The sequence below is a fragment of the Bdellovibrio sp. ZAP7 genome (assembly GCF_006874645.1).
Taxonomy (GTDB): Bacteria; Bdellovibrionota; Bdellovibrionia; order Bdellovibrionales; family Bdellovibrionaceae; genus Bdellovibrio.
Genome location: NZ_CP030082.1, coordinates 3,938,690 through 3,961,783 on the forward strand (window position 1 = coordinate 3,938,690; position 23,094 = coordinate 3,961,783).

Annotated in this window: 21 protein-coding genes; 7 read left to right on the plus strand and 14 right to left on the minus strand. The window is 44.9% G+C overall.

All coding sequences use genetic code 11. The annotated features are described in order from the left end of the window. Positions 1 to 9 precede the first annotated feature (9 nt). From DOM22_RS18935 to DOM22_RS18945, 3 genes are all read right to left on the minus strand, one after another. The gene (locus DOM22_RS18935; RefSeq protein WP_142701875.1) at positions 10 to 582 is read right to left on the minus strand and encodes a hypothetical protein; all 573 of its coding nucleotides are present in this window, start codon (positions 580 to 582) and stop codon (positions 10 to 12) included. An 11-nt stretch (positions 583 to 593) separates the two neighbouring features. Next, on the minus strand, positions 594 to 1,697 hold the full coding sequence (locus tag DOM22_RS18940; RefSeq protein WP_142701876.1) for a winged helix-turn-helix domain-containing protein: 1,104 nt from the start codon (positions 1,695 to 1,697) through the stop codon (positions 594 to 596). A 180-nt stretch (positions 1,698 to 1,877) separates the two neighbouring features. Further along, complete coding sequence (locus tag DOM22_RS18945) at positions 1,878 to 2,777, minus strand: LysR family transcriptional regulator (protein ID WP_142701877.1); 900 nt, start codon at positions 2,775 to 2,777, stop codon at positions 1,878 to 1,880. Positions 2,778 to 2,865: 88 nt separating this feature from the next. Here DOM22_RS18945 and DOM22_RS18950 point away from each other — a divergent pair, with 88 nt between their 5' ends. Next, positions 2,866 to 3,975 carry an S-(hydroxymethyl)glutathione dehydrogenase/class III alcohol dehydrogenase gene (locus DOM22_RS18950; RefSeq protein WP_142701878.1) on the plus strand — a complete coding sequence of 370 codons (1,110 nt, stop codon included), beginning with the start codon at positions 2,866 to 2,868 and terminating at the stop codon, positions 3,973 to 3,975. 8 nt (positions 3,976 to 3,983) lie between these two features. Beyond that, on the plus strand, positions 3,984 to 4,820 hold the full coding sequence (fghA, locus tag DOM22_RS18955; RefSeq protein ID WP_142701879.1) for an S-formylglutathione hydrolase: 837 nt from the start codon (positions 3,984 to 3,986) through the stop codon (positions 4,818 to 4,820). A gap of 19 nt (positions 4,821 to 4,839) precedes the next feature. On the opposite strand, the gene DOM22_RS18960 is transcribed toward fghA, so the two are convergent. The 3 genes from DOM22_RS18960 to lon form a co-directional block, all read right to left on the minus strand. Continuing rightward, the gene (locus tag DOM22_RS18960) at positions 4,840 to 5,691 is read right to left on the minus strand and encodes a DMT family transporter (protein WP_142701880.1); all 852 of its coding nucleotides are present in this window, start codon (positions 5,689 to 5,691) and stop codon (positions 4,840 to 4,842) included. Positions 5,692 to 5,715: 24 nt separating this feature from the next. Further along, positions 5,716 to 6,651 carry a carboxymuconolactone decarboxylase family protein gene (locus DOM22_RS18965; RefSeq protein ID WP_142701881.1) on the minus strand — a complete coding sequence of 312 codons (936 nt, stop codon included), beginning with the start codon at positions 6,649 to 6,651 and terminating at the stop codon, positions 5,716 to 5,718. Positions 6,652 to 6,803: 152 nt separating this feature from the next. Next, positions 6,804 to 9,323 (minus strand): endopeptidase La, encoded by a 2,520-nt coding sequence (gene lon / locus DOM22_RS18970; RefSeq protein ID WP_142701882.1) that lies wholly within the window; start codon positions 9,321 to 9,323, stop codon positions 6,804 to 6,806. A gap of 338 nt (positions 9,324 to 9,661) precedes the next feature. On the opposite strand from lon, the gene DOM22_RS18975 reads away from it, so the two are divergent. The 3 genes from DOM22_RS18975 (at position 9,662) to DOM22_RS18985 (ending at position 12,097) form a co-directional block, all read left to right on the plus strand. Further along, entirely contained in the window at positions 9,662 to 11,185 is a 1,524-nt protein-coding gene (locus tag DOM22_RS18975; protein WP_246845758.1) for an ATP-binding protein, read from the plus strand. Next, on the plus strand, positions 11,182 to 11,571 hold the full coding sequence (locus DOM22_RS18980; RefSeq protein ID WP_142701883.1) for a response regulator: 390 nt from the start codon (positions 11,182 to 11,184) through the stop codon (positions 11,569 to 11,571). The genes DOM22_RS18975 and DOM22_RS18980 overlap by 4 nt, the downstream gene beginning before the upstream one ends. 76 nt (positions 11,572 to 11,647) lie before the next feature. Continuing rightward, positions 11,648 to 12,097 (plus strand): hypothetical protein, encoded by a 450-nt coding sequence (locus tag DOM22_RS18985; RefSeq protein ID WP_142701884.1) that lies wholly within the window; start codon positions 11,648 to 11,650, stop codon positions 12,095 to 12,097. Between the two features lie 81 nt (positions 12,098 to 12,178). Here DOM22_RS18985 and clpX read toward each other — a convergent pair whose 3' ends face one another. Together clpX and DOM22_RS18995 are read right to left on the minus strand one after the other, a co-directional pair. Continuing rightward, entirely contained in the window at positions 12,179 to 13,471 is a 1,293-nt protein-coding gene (gene clpX / locus DOM22_RS18990) for an ATP-dependent Clp protease ATP-binding subunit ClpX (RefSeq protein WP_142701885.1), read from the minus strand. A 6-nt stretch (positions 13,472 to 13,477) separates the two neighbouring features. Beyond that, positions 13,478 to 14,083 (minus strand): ATP-dependent Clp protease proteolytic subunit, encoded by a 606-nt coding sequence (locus DOM22_RS18995; RefSeq protein WP_142701886.1) that lies wholly within the window; start codon positions 14,081 to 14,083, stop codon positions 13,478 to 13,480. 176 nt (positions 14,084 to 14,259) lie between these two features. Between DOM22_RS18995 and DOM22_RS19000 the strand changes: the two genes are divergently transcribed. Together DOM22_RS19000 and DOM22_RS19005 are read left to right on the plus strand one after the other, a co-directional pair. Next, positions 14,260 to 15,771: a leucyl aminopeptidase gene (locus tag DOM22_RS19000; protein ID WP_142701887.1), complete on the plus strand. Its 1,512-nt coding sequence runs from the start codon at positions 14,260 to 14,262 to the stop codon at positions 15,769 to 15,771. A 105-nt stretch (positions 15,772 to 15,876) separates the two neighbouring features. Next, complete coding sequence (locus tag DOM22_RS19005; protein WP_142701888.1) at positions 15,877 to 17,424, plus strand: phospholipase D family protein; 1,548 nt, start codon at positions 15,877 to 15,879, stop codon at positions 17,422 to 17,424. On the opposite strand, the gene DOM22_RS19010 is transcribed toward DOM22_RS19005, so the two are convergent. From DOM22_RS19010 to DOM22_RS19035, 6 genes are all read right to left on the minus strand, one after another. Further along, positions 17,421 to 18,050 (minus strand): hypothetical protein, encoded by a 630-nt coding sequence (locus DOM22_RS19010; RefSeq protein ID WP_142701889.1) that lies wholly within the window; start codon positions 18,048 to 18,050, stop codon positions 17,421 to 17,423. The two genes, DOM22_RS19005 and DOM22_RS19010, sit on opposite strands and share 4 nt — an antisense overlap. An 86-nt stretch (positions 18,051 to 18,136) precedes the next feature. Further along, complete coding sequence (locus DOM22_RS19015) at positions 18,137 to 18,619, minus strand: hypothetical protein (RefSeq protein WP_142701890.1); 483 nt, start codon at positions 18,617 to 18,619, stop codon at positions 18,137 to 18,139. A gap of 130 nt (positions 18,620 to 18,749) precedes the next feature. Continuing rightward, on the minus strand, positions 18,750 to 19,985 hold the full coding sequence (gene gshA / locus DOM22_RS19020) for a glutamate--cysteine ligase (RefSeq protein WP_142701891.1): 1,236 nt from the start codon (positions 19,983 to 19,985) through the stop codon (positions 18,750 to 18,752). Between the two features lie 21 nt (positions 19,986 to 20,006). Beyond that, a complete protein-coding gene (locus DOM22_RS19025; protein ID WP_142701892.1) occupies positions 20,007 to 21,143 on the minus strand; it encodes a hypothetical protein in 1,137 nt (378 codons plus the stop codon). After that, positions 21,140 to 22,219: an ArsA-related P-loop ATPase gene (locus tag DOM22_RS19030; RefSeq protein ID WP_142701893.1), complete on the minus strand. Its 1,080-nt coding sequence runs from the start codon at positions 22,217 to 22,219 to the stop codon at positions 21,140 to 21,142. Before DOM22_RS19030 ends, DOM22_RS19025 begins: the two co-directional genes overlap by 4 nt. Next, entirely contained in the window at positions 22,216 to 23,088 is an 873-nt protein-coding gene (locus DOM22_RS19035; RefSeq protein ID WP_142701894.1) for an ArsA family ATPase, read from the minus strand. The genes DOM22_RS19030 and DOM22_RS19035 overlap by 4 nt, the downstream gene beginning before the upstream one ends. Between the last annotated feature and the right edge of the window lie 6 nt (positions 23,089 to 23,094).

The window sequence follows — 23,094 nt, forward strand, 5'->3', positions numbered from 1 at the left end:
AAATTCCCGTTAGTGCGACAGGCAAGTATCTTGCGTGAAGCGAAAACGCGAAGAAACCTTCGTCAGCTGCAAATGGGCGATGTAATAAGCGCTCTTGTCGCCAAGATCACTCATCGACAATACCATCACTGAACCCGTGTAGAGATTACCCATAACCGGAGGTTGAGGAGAATCTTCACGTTTAAATGATGTTAGCTTCAGACGGTACGTAGCACCACCACAGCTAGTCATTTGCGCAAACACGATGTTGTCTCTTTCGAAACCCGGGCCCTCGGCCAACACACGACGAGTTTCTCCATCGATTTGTCTGACCAGAAGCTGGCGACCACCGCTTGCTTGCTTCACAACTTTAAATGCGAAGTAAGATACATAGTTATCCTGTTCGACCTTCCACAAACCTTGGATATCATCCCAAGGGAATGGTTGCGCCAATGTCCAAGGCCATGGGACCGGACGATTGTCTCCAGTCGGCATGATGCTGCCTTCGTCGTAATCCCAAGCATGTGCGTGGTAAGACGAAGTCTGCGCATGACTTACACTGGAAAAGATCAACAGAGCTGCTAAAAAAATATGACGTAACATGAAAACCCCTACTAGTGCTCGAAATGTACTCGAGCAGCTTTATTCATGTAATAGCCGTTTTTGGCTCTAAAAATATATTTTGGTTTCTCGTAATCCGGTTCGATCAATTTACGAAGACGTTTGATCGTCACGTAAATCTTATTGTCATGGATCGCAGGATCGTATGGCTGCTTCCAAACATTTTCGACCAGGAATTCCTTAGAATAGATTGTGCCTTGGTTCTGAACGAACAGGCGCAATAGATCCAAAAGGATAAATTGATTTTTGAAATCGATACGACCCAATTTACGCTCAGTCACCGCATGGTTAACTTCGTCGAATACAAGGTCATAGCTGTGCTGAGAATCCGCACCGATTTTAGATGCGTAGAACTGAGCGATCTTAGCCAGGCGAACGTGGTTTTCGGAGTCGATAGATTTTTGAGCCAACGCCAAGTAAACGCGAGCCAAATCTTTATCGCCCATTTCGAAATACACATCACCCAATTGGATCATCAGGTAAGATGCAGAAACCACATTACGAGTCTCTTTAAGAGCGTCGTAGGCTTTCCACAATACCGTCACAGCTTCCTCGTGCTTTTTCATTTGCGCAAGGATGTTACCGTTCAAGATCAAAGATGAAATTTTCAAATCTGGAAGATTGTAAACCTGGAAGAACACCTCAAGGTTGTAGATCTCTTTCAAGGCGTCAGCATAACGTGCCACACCTGGAGCAGAGTAAACCATCGCAAGACCGAAGATGGCGTTGCAGATGTCCTCTTTGTTGTCAGAAGCAAGCGCGATCGCAAGCGCTTTTTGTACGTAATCCAAAGCCACTTCAGTTTGGCCCTTGTAAGACGCGCAGACAGCAAGAGTGTAGTAAGTTTTAGAGTTAAGTTCGAAGCCCTCATTCAAAACCAGGTCTTGGAGTTTTTCCTTAGTTTTGTTGATTTCTTCTGTTTGTTCGCGTTCGGCAAAAATACGCAACAACAAGTTTTGGCACTTGAGATATTGAGAGAAATTCTTTTCAGCGAAATAGCCTTCACTAGCTTCGCGAAGGTGATCCGCTGCGGGACCGAACTCTCCACGATCGCTATAAAGCTTGCCGAGCTCATAGGTGCGATCGAATTGACTCATAAGAAATTAAAACTCCAAGTTTTTTTGAGGAAGGACAGGTTTTGTCAGATTGTCAGGATATCGTCAATGAAGGATGCGAGACGTTGCTCAAAAAGTAGGCATAGTGAGAATTGATTTCAGTAATGTAATCCTAAGCCCTTACCACAACTGTGTTTACTCGCCGCAACATGTGGGAATTATTTAGAATAATACGTGTCCATAGTCGTCCGAAAGATGCTTTTTAACCTCTTGGATAAAGACTTTCACGTTAATGTTCTGTTTGTGGCGGATCGGCGTTACCGCCCAGATGTCCTTTTTTCCTTCGTTGAAGTTTTCCAAAACAGAAACCAGGCGGCCCCGTTTTATCTCCTCAAAAGCATAGGAACCCGGAAGGCGCGCGATCCCCAAACCCGCCAGGGCAGCCTTTTGCGTGACTCTGGGGTTATTACTTTTGAAATTCCCGGAAATGGAAACCTGAAAGTTTTTGCCTCGTTTTCTGAAACTCCACGAGCTGCGCTCGCCGATACAGTTGTGGTGAATCAAGTCCTGAGGCTCTTTCAGTGGAGGAGCAGAAGCCAGATAACTTTTGGAACAGACAATATATTCAAAACGAGAAGCAATTTTTTGCGCCATCAATGAAGAATTCTCTAGATGCCCGATACGAATCGCCACATCGAACTTTTCCTCAATTAAATCCACAATGCGCGTGGAAAAATTTAGCTCCACTTTCAAATCCGGGTAGCGCTTGGCCATTTCAATCACCACGGGCGCAATATAGTCTTCACCAAAAATTCCAGCCAACGTCACTCGCAAGGTTCCGCGAGGAGTATCTGATAAATCCAAAATTTCCTGCTTGGCTGAATCGAGACTTTTTAAAGACTCGCGACATGTCTCTAGAAATCTTTCCCCGAGATGAGTCAGCTGGACTTTGCGAGTAGAGCGAACAAATAGCGCGATACCCAAGTCAGCCTCTAATTGGCGGATGTTTTTACTGATGTGAGATTTTGAAACGTTCAAAATTTCGGCAGCTTTGGAAAAGCTTCCGAAATCGGCAACTTTGACAAACGAAATGATTCCTTGGAGCGACTTTATTGTTTCCATACAGAAACAGTATTGTTCCTTTTGTCGCCTAGTCAAGAAAGCGGTATCTCCTTATAATTCCTTCATTCAATACATCCAAGGAGTCAGTATGAAAATCAAAGCCGCAGTTGCGTGGAAAGCCGGAGCCCCTTTATCTATCGAAGAGGTTGAATTAGAAGCACCGAAAAAGGGTGAAGTGTTAGTTAAGGTCGTGGCAACGGGCGTTTGTCATACTGACGCTTTCACGCTGTCAGGAGCTGACCCAGAAGGTCTTTTCCCGGTGATCCTGGGCCACGAAGGTGGCGGCATTGTTGAAGCCGTAGGTGAAGGTGTCACGACGCTTAAAAAAGGTGATCACGTGATTCCACTTTACACTCCCGAATGTAAAGAATGTAAATTCTGTCTGTCTGGCAAAACTAATTTGTGCGTTCGCATTCGGGCGACTCAAGGTAAAGGTTTGATGCCGGATGGAACTTCTCGATTTTCTAAAGATGGCAAAATGATTCATCACTATATGGGTTGTTCAACATTTGCTGAATACACCGTAGTTCCAGAAATCGCGTTAGCGAAAGTAAATCCCGCGGCCCCTTTGGAAAAAGTTTGCCTGCTTGGTTGCGGAGTAACGACAGGTATCGGTGCAGTTCTGAACACGGCAAAAGTTGAGAAAGGCGCGACCGTTGCAGTTTTCGGCTTGGGCGGTATCGGTCTTTCCGTTATCCAAGGTGCAAAAATGGCGGGAGCTTCCCGCATCATCGCGATCGACATCAATGATGCGAAACGCGAAATGGCTGAAAAATTCGGCGCCACGGATTTCGTAAATCCCAATAAATTCGACAAACCAATTCAGCAAGTAATCGTGGAAATGACCGAGTGGGGCGTTGATTATTCATTTGAGTGTGTGGGCAGCACAGCACTGATGCGCGCAGCTCTTGAGTGTGCTCACCGCGGTTGGGGTCAATCGATTATTATCGGCGTAGCGGGCGCGGGACAAGAGATCTCTACCCGTCCCTTCCAATTGGTGACAGGCCGAGTATGGAAAGGTTCTGCATTTGGTGGAGTAAAAGGCCGTACTGAACTTCCAGGATATGTTGATCAGTACATGTCTGGTGCGATCAACATCGATGACATGGTAACTTTCGAAATGCCACTTGAAGATATCAACAAAGCCTTTGATTATATGCATGAAGGCAAAAGCATCCGTTCTGTGATTAAAATGTAGGAGAGGCCATGGAAGTAAAACTTCTTAAGTCGCATAAGACATTCGAAGGTAAAACTCAGTTTTGGGAGCACGATTCAACCTCGACGAAAACCAAAATGAAGTTTTCAACTTTCATTCCTAAGGACTTGGTTAAGGGTTGTGTGATCTGGCTTTCGGGACTGACTTGCACGGATGAAAACTTTATAACCAAAGCCGGTGCTCAAAAGTATCTGGCAGAACACCAATTGATGGTGATCTGTCCGGACACCTCCCCGCGCGGACTGCAATTGCCGGGTGAGCATGACTCCTATGATTTCGGCTCTGGTGCGAGCTTTTACGTAGATGCGAAAACTGAAGGATATGCTGATCACTATCGCATGTTCACTTACGTCAGCGAAGAACTCTATGATTTGATTCAGACGCAGTTTCAGATTCCCAAAAATAAAATCTCCATCATGGGTCACTCAATGGGTGGTCACGGAGCTTTGGTGATCGGTCTTCGTGAAAGTAAAAAGTTTCAAGCAATCTCGGCGTTTGCTCCGATTGTGAATCCAACTCAATGCCCTTGGGGTGAAAAAGCTTTCACCGGCTATTTAGGTTCAGATAAATCCACTTGGAGCCAATACGATGCGACTGAATTGGTTCGCAGCGGCGCCAGACATGAAAACAGCATTCTAGTCGATCAGGGCTTGGCCGATGAGTTCTATGAAAAGGGTCAACTGCTGACCCCGCAATTGGAAAAAGCTTGTTTGGAAGTTGGACAAAATATCGAAGTAAAATACAGAGGTGAGTATGATCACAGCTATTATTTTATCGCGACGTTTATTGAAAACCACATCAAGCATCACGCGAATTTCTTAACGTAATGAAAACCAGGCTGTGCTTTTAAAGACTTAAAAGCACGGCTCCCGTTCCCACCACCAAGGCGCCGACAATTTGAATTCGACTGAGTGATTCTTTTAAGAAAAATGAAAATAGAACCGCAAAAAAGATAGATGCGTTCCTAAGGGAAATTGCAAATCCCGGCACAGAAACTTTTAATCCGTAAAGAAATATCACAAACGACATATTAGCTGCGATTCCTGCAGCGATTGCTTTAACGCTTTCAGTGCGCACGACTTGTTTCACGCGACTCATTCGCTCCCCAGTGATTGCAAACCACAGGAATGGCCACGAGATGACCATCGCAACCGCAAATAAACTTTTGGGCTCAGCGCCGTGATGCAAAGCCTGGTGATAACTTAAATGGTATCCGCCAATAAACAGAGCGCAGACCCAAGCCCACGGAATTTTCGCAAACCATCCAGAAGTTTCGCCTTTTCTTTCGCCAAGGCTTGGAAAGCTAAGCACCACAATTCCGCCTAAAACAAAAACAGCCCCGACAGTTTGCAAGGCAGAAGCTGTCTCACCCATGAATACTGTGGACATAATCCATACGAAAATCATCGCTCCGCCGCGCATGATAGAATACGCCTTACCCAGCTGACTTTGTTTTAAAGACCACGCAAGAGTTACGAAGTACGCACCCTCTGACAACCCGGAGAGTATCGCCCAACCCACGGGGTTTCCGGCCGAGAATCCATCTGGAAAGAGTATAAGGGAAATCGCAATGACCAGATTGCTGACGGTCATTGCCACAAATAGAAATGCTTCCTTGTCCTTGGTGGTTTTCGCGATAGCGTTCCAGCTGGCATGAAGAAAAGCAGAGATTAAAAGTAAAAGGGCACTGGTGTTCATCGGTGCCCATCATACGAAGTAAGATTACTTACGAGAAGAAATTTGTTTATCCATCTGACTTTTCTTTTCTTCCAGGCGCGCAAAAATTTGATCAACTTCTCGCTCAAACTCTTTTTGAGGTTGTTGCAGTCCGTTTAGAAAGGTACTCCAGTGCCGAGTAAGTCCTGCCATCGCAACGGATTCTCGCAGCTGCTCGTCGTTAGCGCCATGAAGTTTCGCAAATTCTGTATAGATGTAAACACAATAAGGACATGACGTCTGCGCTGACACCGCCACACTTATAAGATCAATAGTTGCAGGCGCCAAGGGGGCCTTGGAATTCATGCTTAGCATCTTGTGTTCATTCCAGGCTCCCGCAATTCCCTTAGCTGCATAGGGTTTCACGAATGCGGGGGTAAAACCCAAAGTACTTTGCATATCACGATAAGCACCATCCGCATCCCCGATCAAGGGAGTTGTCTCGTACTCAACGACGGATCCAGGTTTTCTGCTTTTAAGATTTGTTACCATTTTATCGACGTCCATTTTGAATTTGGGAAATGGAATCGGTGATCCCTCCCAAAATGTCGCCCACTTGCGAGTATCAGCCGCAATAGCGATCGCAAAATTTATTTCTTCAGAAGTGGCCCCGTTGAACTTGGCTGCACGCTTATGAAAATAAATACAGTACGTACAAGGAATCTGCGCTGCGACTGCCAGACCAATCAACTCCTTAGTTTTCGGAGTCAGTGCCGTCGTAGGGTTTAATTGCACATCGCGAAACTCCTGCCACGCGCCTGAAATCCCTTCTTGTGGAAACTCTTTAAGAAAAGTCGGGACCATCCCCATGGTGCTACGAATTTCTTCATAAGCTTTTTGTGCCTCAGGATTCTGCGCCACAACCTTTTCACCAGGTCTTTGAGCCGCAAACGCGACAAAGAAAAACAAAAGCGGTGCAAGCAAAGGCAAAAAGAACTTCATAGTTACTCCAATGTGAATACCTAAATCCTATTCACACCAAAGCTCCACGTTGAGCGCCCTCACAAAAAAACAAAGGGCCAGTCTTGCGACCAGCCCTTTGCATTCAAAAACTTCCAATTTCTAATTTCCAATTTCCAGAATGTCGTTCACCACTAGTGGTGAGCGACATTTTGTTGGCCTGTGTACTGAGCCTTGATACCAAACTCGCGTTCCTTTTGGATTTTGAAGATCTCTTTTGGATTTTTAACATCCAAAGCGTTGATCAACACTTGATCCACATGGTCCACCAGGATGACTTTCAAGTCTTTCATCACTTCCTTCGGGATGTCCTTAAGATCTTTTTCATTCTCTTTAGGACAGATGATCATCTTGATGCCACCACGGTGTGCCGCCAGAGTTTTCTCTTTCAAACCACCGATTGCCATCACACGACCACGAAGGGAAACTTCACCCGTCATCGCAACTGTGCGCTTAACTGGGATCTTAGTGATTGCTGACACGATTGAAGTCGTCAATGCGATACCTGCTGAAGGACCGTCCTTAGGAACTGCGCCTTCTGGCAAATGGATGTGCACGTCGATGTTCGCGAAGTATTCTTTGTCCAAACCGAACAAAGGACCTCTTGAACGTACGTAGCTCATCGCAGCCGCACAAGATTCTTTCATCACGTCGCCCAGTTGACCAGTCACCGTGAATTTACCTTTACCAGGTACCACGCTTACTTCGACAGCCAACAAGTCACCGCCCACTTCTGTCCAAGCCATACCGTTTGTAAGACCGATTTCATTTTCAGCTTCGATTTGACCGAATTTGAATTTATGAGGTCCCAACAACTCTACCAGTTTTTGTGAAGTTACAACGTAACCTGCATTTTTACCGGTTTCAGCTTTCGTAGAAGTCTTAGCTCCCTTAGCACCTTTTTTAGCAGCAGCTGTTTTACCAGTCGCTTTCTTAGCAGTGCTTTCACCTTTAAAGTCATTCAAAGTTTCGTTCATCACGATGTCTTTAGCTACTTTACGGCAAACGTTCGCCACTTGTCTTTCAAGGTTACGGACGCCGGCTTCACGAGTGTAGAAGCGGATGATGTCGCGGATAGCTTCATCTTTCACCGTAACTTTGTGATCTTTCAAACCATGGTTTTCCAATTGTTTTGGAACCAGGTAATTTTTCGCGATGTGGAATTTTTCCTGCTCAATATAACCTTCAAGCTGGATGATTTCCATACGATCCAACAATGGACGTGGGATTGTATGAAGACTATTCGCAGTCGCGATAAACATTACTTTTGAAAGATCGTATTCAACTTCAAGATAGTGATCTTGGAACGTAGAATTTTGCTCTGGATCCAAAACTTCAAGCATTGCTGCTGAAGGGTCACCTCTGAAATCGTTCGCCATTTTGTCGATTTCATCCAGAAGAACCAGTGGATTACCTTTATCAACCTTGCGCAAAGCTTGGATGATTTTACCTGGCATCGCACCTACGTACGTTTTTCTGTGACCGCGGATCTCTGCTTCATCTCTCACGCCACCCAAAGAGATACGTGCGAAAGAACGATTCAAAGATTCAGCGATTGATTTCGCCAAAGATGTTTTACCTACGCCCGGAGGACCTGCAAGGCACAAGATAGGCCCCTTCATATCTTTCGAAATCGAAAGAACTGCCAAGTACTCAAGGATACGATCTTTAACCTTTTCAAGTCCGAAGTGCTCGTCATCCAAAATGCGTTGAGCATTTTTGATGTCATGTTTCTCTTCGGAGTAATCCTGCCATGGAAGTGACAAGATCCAGTCGATGTAGTTACGAACAACTGTCGCTTCCGCTGACATCGGTGACATAAGTTTCAATTTCTTGATCTCTTTCATCACTTTGTCTTTAGCTTCTTGAGACATTTTCTTGTTCTTACATTTGATCTCTAGATCTTGAAGCTCAGCTTGGTAGTCGTCTTTCTCGCCAAGTTCTTTTTGAATAGCCTGCATTTGCTCATTCAAATAGTACTCTTTCTGAGAACGCTCCATTTGCTTCTTCACGCGAGTGCGGATCTTTTTCTCCACTTCAAGGATTTCGATCTCGCCCGTCATCAAGTTCAACAAATGTTCCAAACGTTTGCTGGCATCGATGATCTCAAGAACTGCCTGCTTATCTTCAAGCTTCAAGTTCAATTGAGCCACGATAATGTCAGCCAACTCACCTGGGTTCTCGATAGTCGAAACTCTCATCAAGATTTCTGGTGGGATGCGTTTATTCAACTTCACGTACGTTTCGAATGTCGTTTTCACAGAGCGAACAAGCGCTTGTGCTTCAACTACGTTGGTACCGTCTTCGTCCAGGGACTCCACAGCCACCATGAAGAAGTTGTCGTTGTTTACGAAATTCTTAATCTTTACACGACGTTTACCTTCGACCAAAACCTTTACAGTTCCATCCGGCAAGCGAAGCAACTGAATGATCGTACCTACGGTACCGATCGCAAAGATGTCCTTGGGTTCGGGATTGTTCGTTTTAGCGTCTTTCTGTGCCGCCAAAACGATATCGGTTTGTTTGGCCATCGCTTCTTCTAGAGCGTTGATGCTCTTTTCGCGACCTACAAACAAAGGCATCATCATATGTGGAAAAATGATGAGGTCTCTTAGGGGCAAAAGCGGTAGTTGTGTTACTTTTCCCTCGCTCATATCCTCTCCCTCCCTTGGGTTAACGAGCTTCTTGCACTATTAGAACAAGAGGATCTTCATTCAGGTTAATTAATCCGTTAAAAACCTTAGCGAATCCTTCACTTATTTTAACTATGGTAACGATTGCTGGGAAGTAAATATGTGAGTCTGAAATATAAGTCTGGCCCATCACAGTTTTTGGCCTGTCAGATACCTGCTTATCTTTTAAGCATATCGTAAAAAAAGATGACCCGAAAATTTATCTAAATATCGAGCAGAATTGAGATTCTTTCCTAATTGTAATACCCCCGAAGCAGATTTTAATCCCCTTTTTTAGCGACTTGATCGATAAGTGCTATGTGACACGCGAACAATCCAAATGGGCTCATACCAACTCACTGAGCCTCAAGTTGCTTATAGCGACCTGGGCAGTCAGTTCTTTCGCCACGTTAGTTTTAACGGCGGGCCAGCTTATTTTGGATTATCAAAAAGACTTCGACAAGCTGCAGAATAACTTCTCCATCATCAAGAACTCGTACTTGGATTCCATGGCCGAGCACTTATGGTCCTATGACACTCGCCTTTTGGAAATCCAGTTGGATGGTTTAAGTCGCTTGCAAGGTGTGAGCTATCTGAAACTGGTTGCGGATAATAAAACGATCTATGAAACAGGCGTCACGGACCCAGCCGAGGAAAGCCACCGCAGCTTCGATATTTTGCATAAAAATACCAACGAAGTTTTAGGTACTCTGGACGTCGAATTGGATGTCAGAAATCTGCGCGAAAAATACTTCCACGAGGCCATTTGGATTTTCATCCGACAAGCTGCCAAAACCATGATCGTGGTTTTCTGTTTGTACTTTATCTTTAACCGTATCGTGGTTGTGCATATCAAACGTGTCGTTGAGCATTTAACTTCTGATGAGCGCACGCGTGGAGAGTTACGCCTGAACCGTCCGCACAGCGAGGTAAAAGACGAACTGGATATCTTGGTCGACTCTATCAATAAGTTTAAGATCGAATTGCTGGAAGCCAACCAGCAACTTGAACAACTGAATCAGGCCCTTGAACACAAGGTCATGAATCGTACTCGTGAGCTGACGACGAAAAATCAAAGCTTGGAAAAAGCCATGCTGCAGATCAAGCGTATGCAAGCAACCTTGGTGGCTCAGGAAAAACTCGCTTCCCTGGGCAGTTTAACAGCCTCTGTGGCACATGAGATTCGCAATCCACTGAACTTCGTTTTGAACTTCAGTGAACTTTTAAGTGAGTCTGAAGACACCGAAGAAATTAGAGAAATTAGTCGTGTTATTCTAAAGCACAGCCAGCGTATCGATCAAATCGTTCGCTCCATGCAGATCCTATCTGGTTACGATAGCGACATCTTAGAACAGACCGATGTGAATGAAGTTGTTAAAAAATCTTATCAGCAAACTATTGCCAATCGTGCATTAGGTTCTGCATATATTCCCCCTAAGGTGAATTATCGCCTGGCTGACTCTGTCCAAGCACAAACATATTCGGCTTCCCTAAGCAGAGCTCTCTCAAACATCATCGATAACTCGATTCATGCTCTTGAGAAAAAAGTTTTAACTGAAAAGAACTTTGACCCTGAATTGACAATCTCCACTGCAGTTCGCGGGGACAATGTGGAAATTTCTATTCGTGACAATGGCATCGGGATTCCCTCAATTTTGGGAGAAAAGGTATTTGATCCTTTCCTAACTACCAAAGCACCTGGAGAAGGGGCTGGACTTGGGTTGACTGTCGCATTTAACATTGCCCAAAAGCATGGCGGCACATTAAAGTACTCGAGTGAGTTCGGTCAGTGGACTGAATTCGTAATGTCGTTGCCAATGGTACACGAAAGAATTCATGCATGATTCATATTGTGGTCGTCGATGATGAAGCAGACACACATCTGCTTTATAAATTGAAATTTAAAAAATTTTTCGCTGCCTTGGGTGGCGTGAAATTGGTTTCATTTTTAAGTGCCATCGATTGCCTCAACTATCTTCGCGTTGCGGATGCTCCCAAAGTTGACCTGATCATGTCTGATATCAACATGCCAGAGATGGACGGATTTGAACTTCTTCAGGAAGTCCGCAAAATGCATCCGAATATGTTGTTTTATGTAGTTAGCGCCTACGAATCTTCTGAATTCCGCAGCCGCGCCGAGCAACTTGGTGCGCAACGCTTCTTAAGCAAACCCGTCGATTTCCACGCACTTGGCGAAGCTCTTAAAATCGATCTCAATCTTTCTTTGTAATCCAACGTAAATTGCTTTTAACTTTGATCCTGAGGAAATTAGTTTCGTATAACTACGAAATCACGGAGGGATCCTTATGACAAAGTTAGTTTTAACAGCGTTTTTGCTGATCACGGGAAGTGTTCCAGCGTTCGCATCACCAATAACTGCAGATAATATCGTGGGCCGCTATAATGTTGAAGCATCCTATATGTTTCAAAAGGCTTACCTGAAATTCCGCGTTTTGAATAACCAGGAATTTGAAATCCAACGTTACTATAAAGACGGCCATTCTGATCCAACTTGCCAAGGCACGTTCGTCGTTACAAACAGCTTTTATTATGATCACACAGGCACTCTGAGCTCAGGTGGACGCTACTTTAAAGGCGTATTCACTTGTCCAGACGACCGCTCTAAGAAAATCGATTTCAACATCGACTACAAAGGTACTCAGGTTGAGGAGCTGCCAAGAGGCGTGAACGTAACAGCAACCACTTCCATGGTTCCCGGCGCAAAACTAAAAGCCTACGTAATCAAACTTCCATAGCCCTAAAGCCGCCCGAAAAAACAAACCCCCAAAGATCACTCTTTGGGGGTTTTTAATTCTCGATTCTCGATTTTCAGCGAGCTAAGCGGAACTTTTCTTAGCTTCTGCCTCAGCTTCAGCTTTCATTTCCTCTTCAGTTTTGTAAACCAACATTGGCTGCCCGCCATCGTTGATCACGTTTTCATCGATGATCACTTCTTTCACGTTATTTTTAGATGGGATGTCGTACATGATGTCGAGCATCGCCGTCTCAAGCACACCACGCAGACCGCGGGCACCTGTTTTACGTTTCAAAGCCATTTGTGCCACTGCACGAAGTGCTTTATCAGTGAACTTCAATTCAACGCCCTCGAAAGAGAACAATTTTTGGTATTGCTTAGTGATCGCGTTTTTAGGGCGAACCAAGATATCCATCAATGCATCTTCGTCCAATTGGCCAAGAACCGCGATCGCCGGAAGACGACCGATGAACTCTGGGATCAAACCGAACTTAGACAAGTCATCTGGCTCCACTTTCGCAAGTAGATCTGCAGACGCTGCCTCTTTGGCAGTGCGGATTTCCGCAGCGATACCAAGAGTTTTATTTGTCGTTCTGTTTTCGATGATTTTATCCAAACCAACGAATGCACCACCCACGATGAAAAGAATGTTCGTTGTATCCACTTGGATGAATTCCTGTTGTGGATGCTTACGACCACCTTTCGGAGGCAGATTTGCCACAGTACCTTCTAGGATTTTTAGAAGGGCCTGTTGCACACCTTCACCCGATACGTCACGAGTGATGGATGGATTTTCAGACTTACGGGAAATCTTGTCGATCTCGTCCACGTAAATAACGCCTTTTTGGGCTTTTTCGACGTCGTAGTCAGAAGATTGAAGAAGGTTTAGAACAACGTTTTCAACGTCTTCACCCACGTAACCAGCTTCAGTCAAAGTCGTTGCATCCGCCATAGCGAATGGAACGTTAAGGATTTTGGCGATAGTTTGCGCCAACAATGTTTTACCGGAACCAGTTGGACCGATCAAAAGGATGTTGGATTTTTGCATTTCAACGTCAGCAGATTTTTTCCCACCAGACATCGCGTTAACACGCTTGTAGTGATTGTGAACTGCTACCGCCAAAGTTTTCTTAGCTTGAGTTTGGCCAATGACGTAATCATCAAGGTAAGTTTTGATATCAGCTGGTTTAGGGACTTTAAAGGTGCCCTTAACTGCTGTCTCTTTCTCTTTTTCCTCGTCGATGATGTCATTACAAAGGTCAATACACTCGTCGCAGATATACACGCCAGGACCAGCAATAAGTTTTTTAACTTCTTTTTGGCCTTTACCGCAGAAACTACATCTCAATGTGCCGTTGGTGTCTTTAGTCGTCATCGCTGATTACCCTTTTTTCGCCTTACGAGATTCTACTACGTGGTCAAGCAAACCGAACTCTTTAGCTTGGTAAGGGTCCATGAAATTGTCCCTTTCCATTTGCGATCTCAAGAATTCATAGTCACGGCCCGTGTGAGTTTCATAAATACGAGTCAGTTTTTCTTTAGTTTTCAAAAGCTCTTTAGCATGGATTTCGATATCAGTTACCTGACCAGACAAGCCACCACCAGAAAGAAGCGGTTGATGGATCATGATACGGGTATTTGGAAGGCTGTAACGCATACCTTTAGTTCCTGCCGTCAAAAGCAAAGAACCCATGGATGCTGCCATACCCATGCAATATGTCGCCACATCGCACTTCACAAACTGCATCATGTCGTAAATCGCCATCCCGGCAGACACGCTGCCCCCTGGAGAGTTGATATACAAGTGAATTGGTTTTTCTGGGTTATCCGATTCAAGGAATAGGAATTGCGCGATAAGAGCATTGGCTACTTCATCCGTAACCGCTGTACCAAGAATGATAATACGGTCCTTAAGAAGGCGGGAATAAATATCGTATGATCTTTCGCCTTTGGAAGTTTGCTCGATGACGTAAGGAATTAGTGCCACTGGTGTCTCCTAATAGTTGTCTGTACCCTTCGGCCGTGCCGAAGTAGCTGAGGTCTTATGCTGTGCTACCTATCGGAATACTCCAGCAAGACTTTATGAAAAAGCCTTTGACCCCCCGGAGTGCTATGTTACATCTAACAAAGCCCGAATTACACAATCATTTTAAGAGGTTTACTATGGCTTTTAACTTACTGAACAAAGATATTGATACTTTGACTTGCCCGGCTTTGGTCGTGTTTTCAAAGTCTTCTTCACAAAAAGACAAGCTTGCAAAAGTGACTCATAATGAGCTGAACAAACAGCTGGTCGATTCAATCACTGAAAAAACGATTACTGGGAAACATCAGGAAGCGATTACTTTCCGCGAATTCAATATCTCTGGCTACCGTCATCTTATTGTTGTCGGTCTTGGTAAAGAAAACGAAATCACACACGAATCTGTTCGCCAATCTGTGGCATCTGCACTTGAAGCAATCAAAGCTTTGAATGTTAAAGAAGCCGCTTTGCATTTTGACGGTATCACTGCAGGTAAAAAAGATGCTGCTGATTTCGCAAAAGCGGTTGCTGAAGGTTTAGTTCTAACTTCTTACGTATTCGACGAATTGAAGTCTTCAACTAAAGCTAAAAAAGATGAAGATGAACTGAACGTTCACGTTGTTACTAAATTGGCGGCCGACAAAGCTGTTAAAGCGGCTTTCAACGAAGGCGCAGTTTTGGGTAACGTGGTTAACTTCTCTCGTCGCCTTGGTGATATGCCAGGTAACTTGATGACGCCGACAATCCTTGCTGACTCTGCCGTGGCGGCAGCTAAAGGTATCGCAAACTTGAAAGTAACAGTTTGGGATAAGGCTCGTATCAAAAAAGAAAAAATGGGCGGCCTTCTGGGTGTTGCTGCTGGTTCTGATCAAGAGCCTCGCTTCATCATCATGGAATACAAAGGTGCAGCTGCTTCTAAAAAACCGGTTTGCTTCGTAGGTAAAGGTCTAACTTTTGACTGCGGTGGTATTTCTATTAAGCCGGGTGCCGGTATGGAAGAAATGAAATACGATATGTGCGGCGGTGCAAACGTGATCGGTACTTTGCTTGCAATCGCTCAATTGAAATTGAAAGTAAACGCAGTTGGTTTGGTAGCTTCTACTGAAAACTTGATCAACGGTTCTGCAACTAAGCCAGGTGATGTTCACACAGCTCGCAACGGTAAAACGTTCGAAGTGAACAACACGGATGCTGAAGGTCGTTTGATCCTTGCAGACGCTTTGTCTTACGCTACTGAGTTGGCTCCGCAAGTGATCTGTGATGCTGCAACTTTGACTGGCGCGATGGTTATTGCTTTGGGCAATACACACACTGGTTACTTCACTCGCAACTCTGCTTTGAAAACTAAAATTGAAAAAGCAGCAGTTCAATCTGGTGAGTGGGTTTGGAACATGCCTTTGACAGATTACCACGTGAAAGACATGAAAGGCGTTTACGCTGATCTTTCTAACATCTCTTCTGGAAAAGGTGCAGGTTCTGCAACAGCAGCAGCATTCCTAGAGCAGTTCGTTGGCGAAGGCATCCCTTGGGCTCACTTCGATATCGCTGGTACTGGTTGGGCTGTTGGTAATCGTCTTCCATACGCTCCTAAAAAAGGTGCTTCTGGTGCGATGATCCGCACGTTCGTTGAAGTAGCTAAACAATACGTTTAGTTCTTACTTAGCATAATGAATCTAAAGGCCTTGGGGAGACCCAGGGCCTTTTGTTTTTTGTCATCTGGCCTTCGACTTTCGTGGCCGCAAAATCATAATATTCTTATGAAAAGTCGCTCCCATTTTGCCATTTTGTCCTTGGCATTTTTAATGTGTTCGTGTGCGACTTTGCCAAAAGAAGTGCAGCGCAGTCCCAGCAGCACTTTAGATCCCGATCCAACGACAACTCTTTCAAAACGCGTTAAAGAAAAACTTCAAGGCAAGCACGATCTCTCCGGTTTTCATCCCCTATTCTCCGGTGAAGATGCCTTTGTCGCCAGAATAGCATCCATACGCGCAGCCGAGCGGTCGCTGGATATGCAGTACTACATTTGGAATAACGATCTTACCGGCAACATCATGACAGCTGAAACCATGAAGGCAGCCGATCGCGGCGTGCGCGTACGCATTCTACTGGATGATTTGAATCTTGGTCAGTACGAGAAAGCCTTACGGATCATGTCCTTGCATCCCAATATACAAGTGCGCATGGTAAACCCATTCGCCAATCGCAGCTTTCGGATTTTCGATATTACTCGCTTAAGTGAAGTGAATCGTCGCATGCACAATAAAGTTTTTGTTGCCGACAGCGAGGTCGCGATCGTGGGTGGTCGCAATATCGGGAACGAATACTTTTGGGCAAGTGAAGGAATTAATTTCGGGGACCTTGATTTGTGGGCGATTGGGCCTGTCGTATCAGGACTGTCCAAAGAATTTGATGCTTATTGGAACAGCGAAATTGCTTATCCGATTGCCTCGCTCACCCCCTCTCAGAAGGTGAGCGAGGACGATCTAAAACAGTTTCGAGACAAATTAAACGAGGCCTACCAGAAAGCCTTGGACACGCCTTATACCAAAGGGCTACGCAACGACAAACTGCTGGCGGATTTTGCCTCTGGAGATATTGAAAAGTATTGGGGCGAAGCCCATGTGGTATACGACTCCCCTGCAAAGTTTAAAGAAGACCCCAAGGACCAGGGGGACAATCTTCAATCACAACTTCAACCCTATATGGCCGGTGCTAAGGAAGAAATCATGATGATCTCTCCTTATTTTGTTCCTGGTGACCAAGGGGTAAATAATCTTTCTGAAAAAGTTAAAAAGGGAGTCCACGTTACCGTCCTGACAAACTCACTGGCATCAAGTGACGTTAGCAGTGTCTTTGCCGGTTATAAGGGATATCGAAAAGATTTGATTCGAGTTGGAGTGGAACTTTATGAACTGCGCCCTCGCTTTCACAAAGATCTGATTAAGCAAAAAAAATCCCTGGGTTCCAGCGGCTCACATGCCGGTCTTCACGGAAAAACTTTGGTGTTTGATCGAAAGTATATTTTCGTGGGTTCGATGAACTTAGATCCCCGTTCGGTGCACATAAATACTGAAATGGGGGTCGTTGTTGAAAGTGCCGAAATGGCTGGTAAGTTTTCCACCCGGTTTAAAGAGAATCTTCCCGAGATTGCGTATGAACTTAGTTTAGATATCGATGGTGATCTGCAATGGACCACGTTCGACGATGGACGAAAAAATACCTTCACTTCTGAACCAGAATCAAGCTGGTGGCAAAGAGTGAAGGCATCATTTATGTCGTTATTTATTCCTGAAAGTTATCTCTAGAACGTCACTACGATTGGGTGACCCAAGTAACGAGCCACTTCATTGCTTTGGATAACCAAGTCAGAGTTGTTCAGGTTCTTCATACGAACTGATTTTAGCAACCAAGTTTTTGGCCAGTGATCCGGAAGATTTGCAAAACGAACAACGGTGCCAGCACCTTCGTTGAATTGGAATTCGCCGTCTGCAGGTCTTTCTCCCAAGATTTTAGCGATTGGCAACCAAAGAGGATTAATTTTCGCCATGTCTTTTGAATATTCACATGTGCCTTCAACTTCCATTGATGGTTTATCACCAGAAACGGAAACGCCTTCAGCTTCAAATACCAGACTTACTTTGGAAAATTCCTGACACGCGAGTTTTCTTTGGCCGTTTTGATCAACGAAAACAAAGTGACCCAAAGAAAATCCGGAACCCTCTGGAGTTTTTTTAAGCTCAAAGCCCGTTACTAAACGCTGCTTTACTGCATCTTGAAGTTTGTCTCCAGAAAGATGAGAAAAATCAAAACCGGTTCTTACTGCGGCTGGATCACGATCAATGTAAGTACTTGCGGTATTATAGTGAACAACAGAATAGCCCACGCCAAAGCAAACAAATAAAAGTCCGAAGACTCCCACAAATTTCTGCATATAGTTTTCCTCTTATATGCAGAATAGCATGGGCCTTGGCGGAACTCGCTGTTTCTGTAAGCAGTCAGGCCTATCGTCTAGGGGCCCTAGTACGAAATGATCACACTTTGCACGGGAACAGTCTGGTTCCCTATCTGCATAGAGCGAACTTGCGGGTCCAGAGTCATTTGCGGAACGGGAGCGTCTTTGCGTGAACGGTAAGCGGCTTGAATAACTTGAACTTCGCGGCCCTTAGATTGAAGGCTTAAGTTTACTTGGCTCGTATCTTTAGCATTCACTGCAAAGTTGATCACACCTTTATTGGAAACCGCAGATGCGACCTTCTGGCCATTCAAATAAATCCCAACAGTTTCACCATCGGCAGCCGTAGTAAGAGCACTAATGTAACGACCACCAGTATAGTCCGTCGGATTAGAAGAAAATCCTTCGGCCGTGGATTGCCCGACATCGATGATAGTAAGGGAAGCGGTGATCGAGCCCGAAGTTGAAGCGGCGCTAGCATGTGAAGAGGCCACCAAAAGTACCAATACTGACAAACTCACAGTCCAAAACTGTTTTGAGATTTTCATCGGGGCTCCTTATCTGGATTTACATTCGCAGACCTAGGAGCAATAGGTGTTCCCGATTCAGATGTGTTTATTTGAAGCTAGATGGAAAATCCCCTGTCTAAAGCTATGACAGGGGACGAAAACTGGAGTTTTACTTATAGCCTTTAAATTCAGCCTTAAGTTCGCGAGCTTCATGGGCAATCGCCAAAAGACCCAATTTCGCAGTCCAACCATAGACATTTTCTTGCGGGCAACCCGGCGTATTGATCGCCAAATCAGAGACACAAAGACGCTTATAAACTGCACCGGGGCTGTTTAAACTTTCCGTAGAGCTTTTCTCGGAGTGAGTTCTTAAAAAGCCACCTGCCAATTCAGAACCGATCATGTAAATCACAGGCTCCGCACTCGCCCCGTCAGATTCTACAATTGAAGGAATGCCTTCTTGAATGATCACTTCCTCAACGTCACGACCGCCTTTGGCAGCTTTCATTTTTTTACGGGATTTATAGCTCCACTCTTTTACTTCCGCGCCAGAACCGACACGAATAACTGCGAGTCCATAAGTACCCGCATTGTTTTTTACGAATACAAATGGCTCCTGAGTGATTCCGCGTTTTTGATATTCTGCTTTTAGATGCGCAAGCATGGCGTCCACACGAGCGGCCAATGCGGCACGACTGTTTTCATCACCAATATCGAAGTGCTCGAATAATTCCGTTTCAACTGTCATCAGAAACGGATCGATTTTTGCGATCGCGCTGAATTCTTTGACAAGCTGATTATAGTATTTGAAGTAAGTGCTTTTTTTACGTTGATACCAACCCAGCTCGCGCGGTGGATTCATCGGAAATTCAGTCACTGTCTTTGCCCACTCTTCATAGGCTTCAGAGAAATCGTTATTGCTGATAATCAAATCTGGCTTAAACTCTTTCATCAGGCTTCCGCTCATCAAAGCAGAATGAACAGTGATTTCGTTTCCGGCCGAGCTTGTGATTTGCATGGGCTGTTCAAGTTCACGAGGAATCGCTACTTTAACTTCAATGCTGGAGGCTTCGATAAGTGATTTAATCGTGAAGACGTTCTCCCAATAGAACGCATTGTTCGTATGTTCTTCAGTAACCAACAGGATCTTTTTAATTTTTTCGCCATAGTGCTCGATGATGTATTTATTCATTAAGCTGACGGAAGTCTCTTTATCCGTTGGGCAGATGTTATTAAAGCCTGCTGGGAAAATATTCGCATCCACGTTTGAAATCTTGTAACCGGAGTCACGGATATCATAGCTGGAATAAATCGGATGTTGGAATTCATTGGACTTGGCTTTGAACCAAGAACAGATTTCCTGCATGTTGGCGAGTGTTTGTTTGTGAAGGGTAAGCTTCGCCATTAATTCTCCTTAAAATCTCAACTACAAATTTGGATCGACGCCTTCAGCAGCTTTTGGAGCTGCCTTTTTCTGAGGAAGCGATTGTATAGAAGAACTTTCTTCTCCCGGCAACAACGCATCCGCTTTTGTGCGACCTGATCTTTTGATGCTGTTAAGTTTCTTAGACTCCTCCGTCAGACCCATGGATTCATGGCCCTGATACAGAAGTCTCTCTGTTTTTTTACGTACTTCGTTCGTCAATGTGAAAAACTCAATCTGGTAACTGTTTTGAGTTTGTCCAGATACGGGTTTATATAATTCTGCGCGATCAATCAATCCAATCAATGCACCACCCAAGTGGGCCTGCTGACTCGGGTTTTGCTTTACGGCCTCAACTTGTAGATACAATTCACTATATGTTGTTTTAAGTTGTTTGAGGGCCTTAGGAGACCAGCGGCTGTCATTCAACTCCATAGCTTTCAGCAGATAAACTTGGACAAACTTTTGCGAGGCCACGAACGAATCAAAATTTTCTGGCGAAAGCTGATTGGTTGTGACACTGCCCATTTGGTAATAAGTCTTTGCGAGCCAATCTTTTTCAAGCTTACTGGGATCGGATTCAGCGCGAATTTTCGCAATGCCTTTTTCCGCTTCATTCAGATATTGAACAGCTTCTTTTTCTCGCCCCATGCGGCTGTATGCCGCCGCCAAACGCGCTGGAATTTCCGCGTGCCCCACAGTTAACGGCAAAGTGTTGCGTAAACTTTGAGCATCCAAAAGATCTGCGACGGTTTTTTGGTCATCACCTAAAGCTTCATCACAAAAAGACATGCGATATAAAGCCATCGCTGCGATATCGGGCTGAAGATTTCGCGTCTTTAAAACGACATCTCGATAAATTGCTGCGGCCTCCACCCACTTGCCCTGACCCTCCAAGGCTTGGGCTTCACCGATTCTGGATGCCTGGAAAAAGTTCGAACGCGGATAGGTTTCCTGGAATGTTTGATATTGTTTTTGAGCTTGGACATAGCTCCCCGCGGTCAGATTATCTTGAGCAGCATTCAGATCCCGCTCTTCGATCAAGCGTTGATTTTGCAAAGACTGATCGCCACGATTCATTTGAAAAGAACTGCAGCCCGCAAGAAACGAAAAACACAACAGGCTGATCACTCTTTTCATTTGGATTTCTCCTCCTCAGTAATGAGGGCGCTAATTTCTTCCAAGCCCGAAAGATCAGAAACATCTTTGACCAAATCAGGAATCCGCAGCACGCGTGCTTCTATCGACATCTTTTTTTCAAACTGGCGATAGATCGCATCCCTATGATTGTAATAGGTCTTCATTTGCATGTACAAGTCCGCGAGCCCTTGCTCTGCCGTTCCACCTTCATAACCTACCCGGAGGTCTAGCCAGTGAGGAAACACACGGTTTAAAATCACTGTGTCCAGATTGTATCCGCCCTTACGAATTTCACGGGAAAAGTATTCGGCTTCTTTAAGCTTGGCTTGATCAAAGCTTGTGACCAAAAAGAATTTAGTCGTCGGCGCAACCAACATGCGCTGAACTTCCGTTGTTCGCTGCAAAAGTTTGCCTTGCCATTGCTCGATATTGATAAAGAAATCACCCAGTTCACGAATGAACTGCGAGCCCGTCAAAGTTTCTAAAACTTTTAATACCTGACGAGTTCCCGCTTGAATCAAATGACTCAGGATACCGGATTTTTTACCCTCGGGATCGCGGAACCATTTCGCCACACCCTCGCTGAAAAGGGCTGAAAGTTTTTGCGGAGCTTTCAGGAAATCCAAAGCGTGTTTCGTCGGCGGAGTATCAAGAATAATCAAATCAAATTTGCCCGACTCATAGACCGAATAAAGTTTTTCAAGCGACGTGAACTCTTGGGATCCGCTTAAGTTTGTGGAAAGTTGTTTGTACAGACTGTTATCGAAAATGCGACGAACAGCTTCTGACTTTTGCGCGGCTCTTTCCACAAAATCATCGAAGGTTTTTTTGTGATCAATGACTGACGCCCACAACTCGCCTTTGAAATTTTGGCCAGGAACTTTGGTCACATCGTTGGTGCCTTCAATGCCCAAAGTTTGCGCCAAGCGCTTGGCAGGATCGATGGTTAAAACTAAGACTTTCAAACCCTGCTTGGCCGCAAGAACGCCAACTGAAGCGGCAACCGTGGTTTTACCCACTCCCCCGCTGCCGACACAAACTAAGACTTTGGTGTTTTTTAAAAAATCCTGGCTCATGGAAGTTTCTCCACAGCCTTTTCAACAAGGGTCCACGGATTTGTTTCAAAGAATAGTGGCACTTTCAGTATCTTTTTAAATTTCGTTTTTGCCTGATCCATCATTTGCGACTGACGATCCAGTTGTTGTTCCAGGTATTGCGCAAACAACCCCAGATCAGATGTTGTCAGTGATTCCGCATTTTGCAAAGAAGCACGCGGAATGTTCACGTCCAAAACTTTATTCATTACCAGCGTTGGTTCGACGGAAAATTCTTTCTGCAACATTTCAGAAAGCTCGGTCGATTCTTTCAGTGGCAGTTCTTCTGGTAACGAAACGATATGATATTTTGAAACTTCAGGATCCTTCAGTACACGAATGATGCTACGACTTTGCTCGCCCATGGGACCAATCTGTACGGCTTGCGCCATTCCCGCGGGTGCTTCCATCAAAGCCTTGAAATGTCCCGTTGCAAAAGCGTCGACCACCACGCAATCAAAAGGCATTGGTGGTCCATATTTACGGGGGCCAGAAGTGATTTTTCCCAGCATCGCAAGCTCGGGCAGTCCCGGAGCTATATTGATAAATGCCCTCATAACGGCATTATCAAAGAAAAGTTTGGCGAGGCTTTCGACTTTGACGAGGTACTGGGCGTACTCTCGCAGGCAGCTTTCCCCGGTCCACAGCGCCAGGGAGAGGTTCGGTTGTATTAACTGCGGATGAAAGGTGACATCAGCTAACTCAAAGAAATCCTTGAAGAAGCTTTGATCTCCAAGCTCCACCAGGAGTACTTTTTTTCCCTGACGGCTGAGTTTTAGCGCGAGAGCGGCAGCCACAACTGACTTCCCAACGCCCCCTTTTCCAGTCACAAAATGAATCTCTTGCTTCATAGTTAC

Bases quoted from the DNA above. Each gene is read 5' to 3' on its own strand.
- DOM22_RS18935 (WP_142701875.1), bottom strand. From the start codon at position 582: ATGTTACGTCATATTTTTTTAGCAGCTCTGTTGATCTTTTCCAGTGTA.
- DOM22_RS18940 (WP_142701876.1), bottom strand. From the start codon at position 1,697: ATGAGTCAATTCGATCGCACCTATGAGCTCGGCAAGCTTTATAGCGAT.
- DOM22_RS18945 (WP_142701877.1), bottom strand. From the start codon at position 2,777: ATGGAAACAATAAAGTCGCTCCAAGGAATCATTTCGTTTGTCAAAGTT.
- DOM22_RS18950 (WP_142701878.1), top strand. From the start codon at position 2,866: ATGAAAATCAAAGCCGCAGTTGCGTGGAAAGCCGGAGCCCCTTTATCT.
- fghA (WP_142701879.1), top strand. From the start codon at position 3,984: ATGGAAGTAAAACTTCTTAAGTCGCATAAGACATTCGAAGGTAAAACT.
- DOM22_RS18960 (WP_142701880.1), bottom strand. From the start codon at position 5,691: ATGAACACCAGTGCCCTTTTACTTTTAATCTCTGCTTTTCTTCATGCC.
- DOM22_RS18965 (WP_142701881.1), bottom strand. From the start codon at position 6,651: ATGAAGTTCTTTTTGCCTTTGCTTGCACCGCTTTTGTTTTTCTTTGTC.
- lon (WP_142701882.1), bottom strand. From the start codon at position 9,323: ATGAGCGAGGGAAAAGTAACACAACTACCGCTTTTGCCCCTAAGAGAC.
- DOM22_RS18980 (WP_142701883.1), top strand. From the start codon at position 11,182: ATGATTCATATTGTGGTCGTCGATGATGAAGCAGACACACATCTGCTT.
- DOM22_RS18985 (WP_142701884.1), top strand. From the start codon at position 11,648: ATGACAAAGTTAGTTTTAACAGCGTTTTTGCTGATCACGGGAAGTGTT.
- clpX (WP_142701885.1), bottom strand. From the start codon at position 13,471: ATGACGACTAAAGACACCAACGGCACATTGAGATGTAGTTTCTGCGGT.
- DOM22_RS19000 (WP_142701887.1), top strand. From the start codon at position 14,260: ATGGCTTTTAACTTACTGAACAAAGATATTGATACTTTGACTTGCCCG.
- DOM22_RS19005 (WP_142701888.1), top strand. From the start codon at position 15,877: ATGAAAAGTCGCTCCCATTTTGCCATTTTGTCCTTGGCATTTTTAATG.
- DOM22_RS19010 (WP_142701889.1), bottom strand. From the start codon at position 18,050: ATGCAGAAATTTGTGGGAGTCTTCGGACTTTTATTTGTTTGCTTTGGC.
- DOM22_RS19015 (WP_142701890.1), bottom strand. From the start codon at position 18,619: ATGAAAATCTCAAAACAGTTTTGGACTGTGAGTTTGTCAGTATTGGTA.
- gshA (WP_142701891.1), bottom strand. From the start codon at position 19,985: ATGGCGAAGCTTACCCTTCACAAACAAACACTCGCCAACATGCAGGAA.
- DOM22_RS19025 (WP_142701892.1), bottom strand. From the start codon at position 21,143: ATGAAAAGAGTGATCAGCCTGTTGTGTTTTTCGTTTCTTGCGGGCTGC.
- DOM22_RS19030 (WP_142701893.1), bottom strand. From the start codon at position 22,219: ATGAGCCAGGATTTTTTAAAAAACACCAAAGTCTTAGTTTGTGTCGGC.
- DOM22_RS19035 (WP_142701894.1), bottom strand. From the start codon at position 23,088: ATGAAGCAAGAGATTCATTTTGTGACTGGAAAAGGGGGCGTTGGGAAG.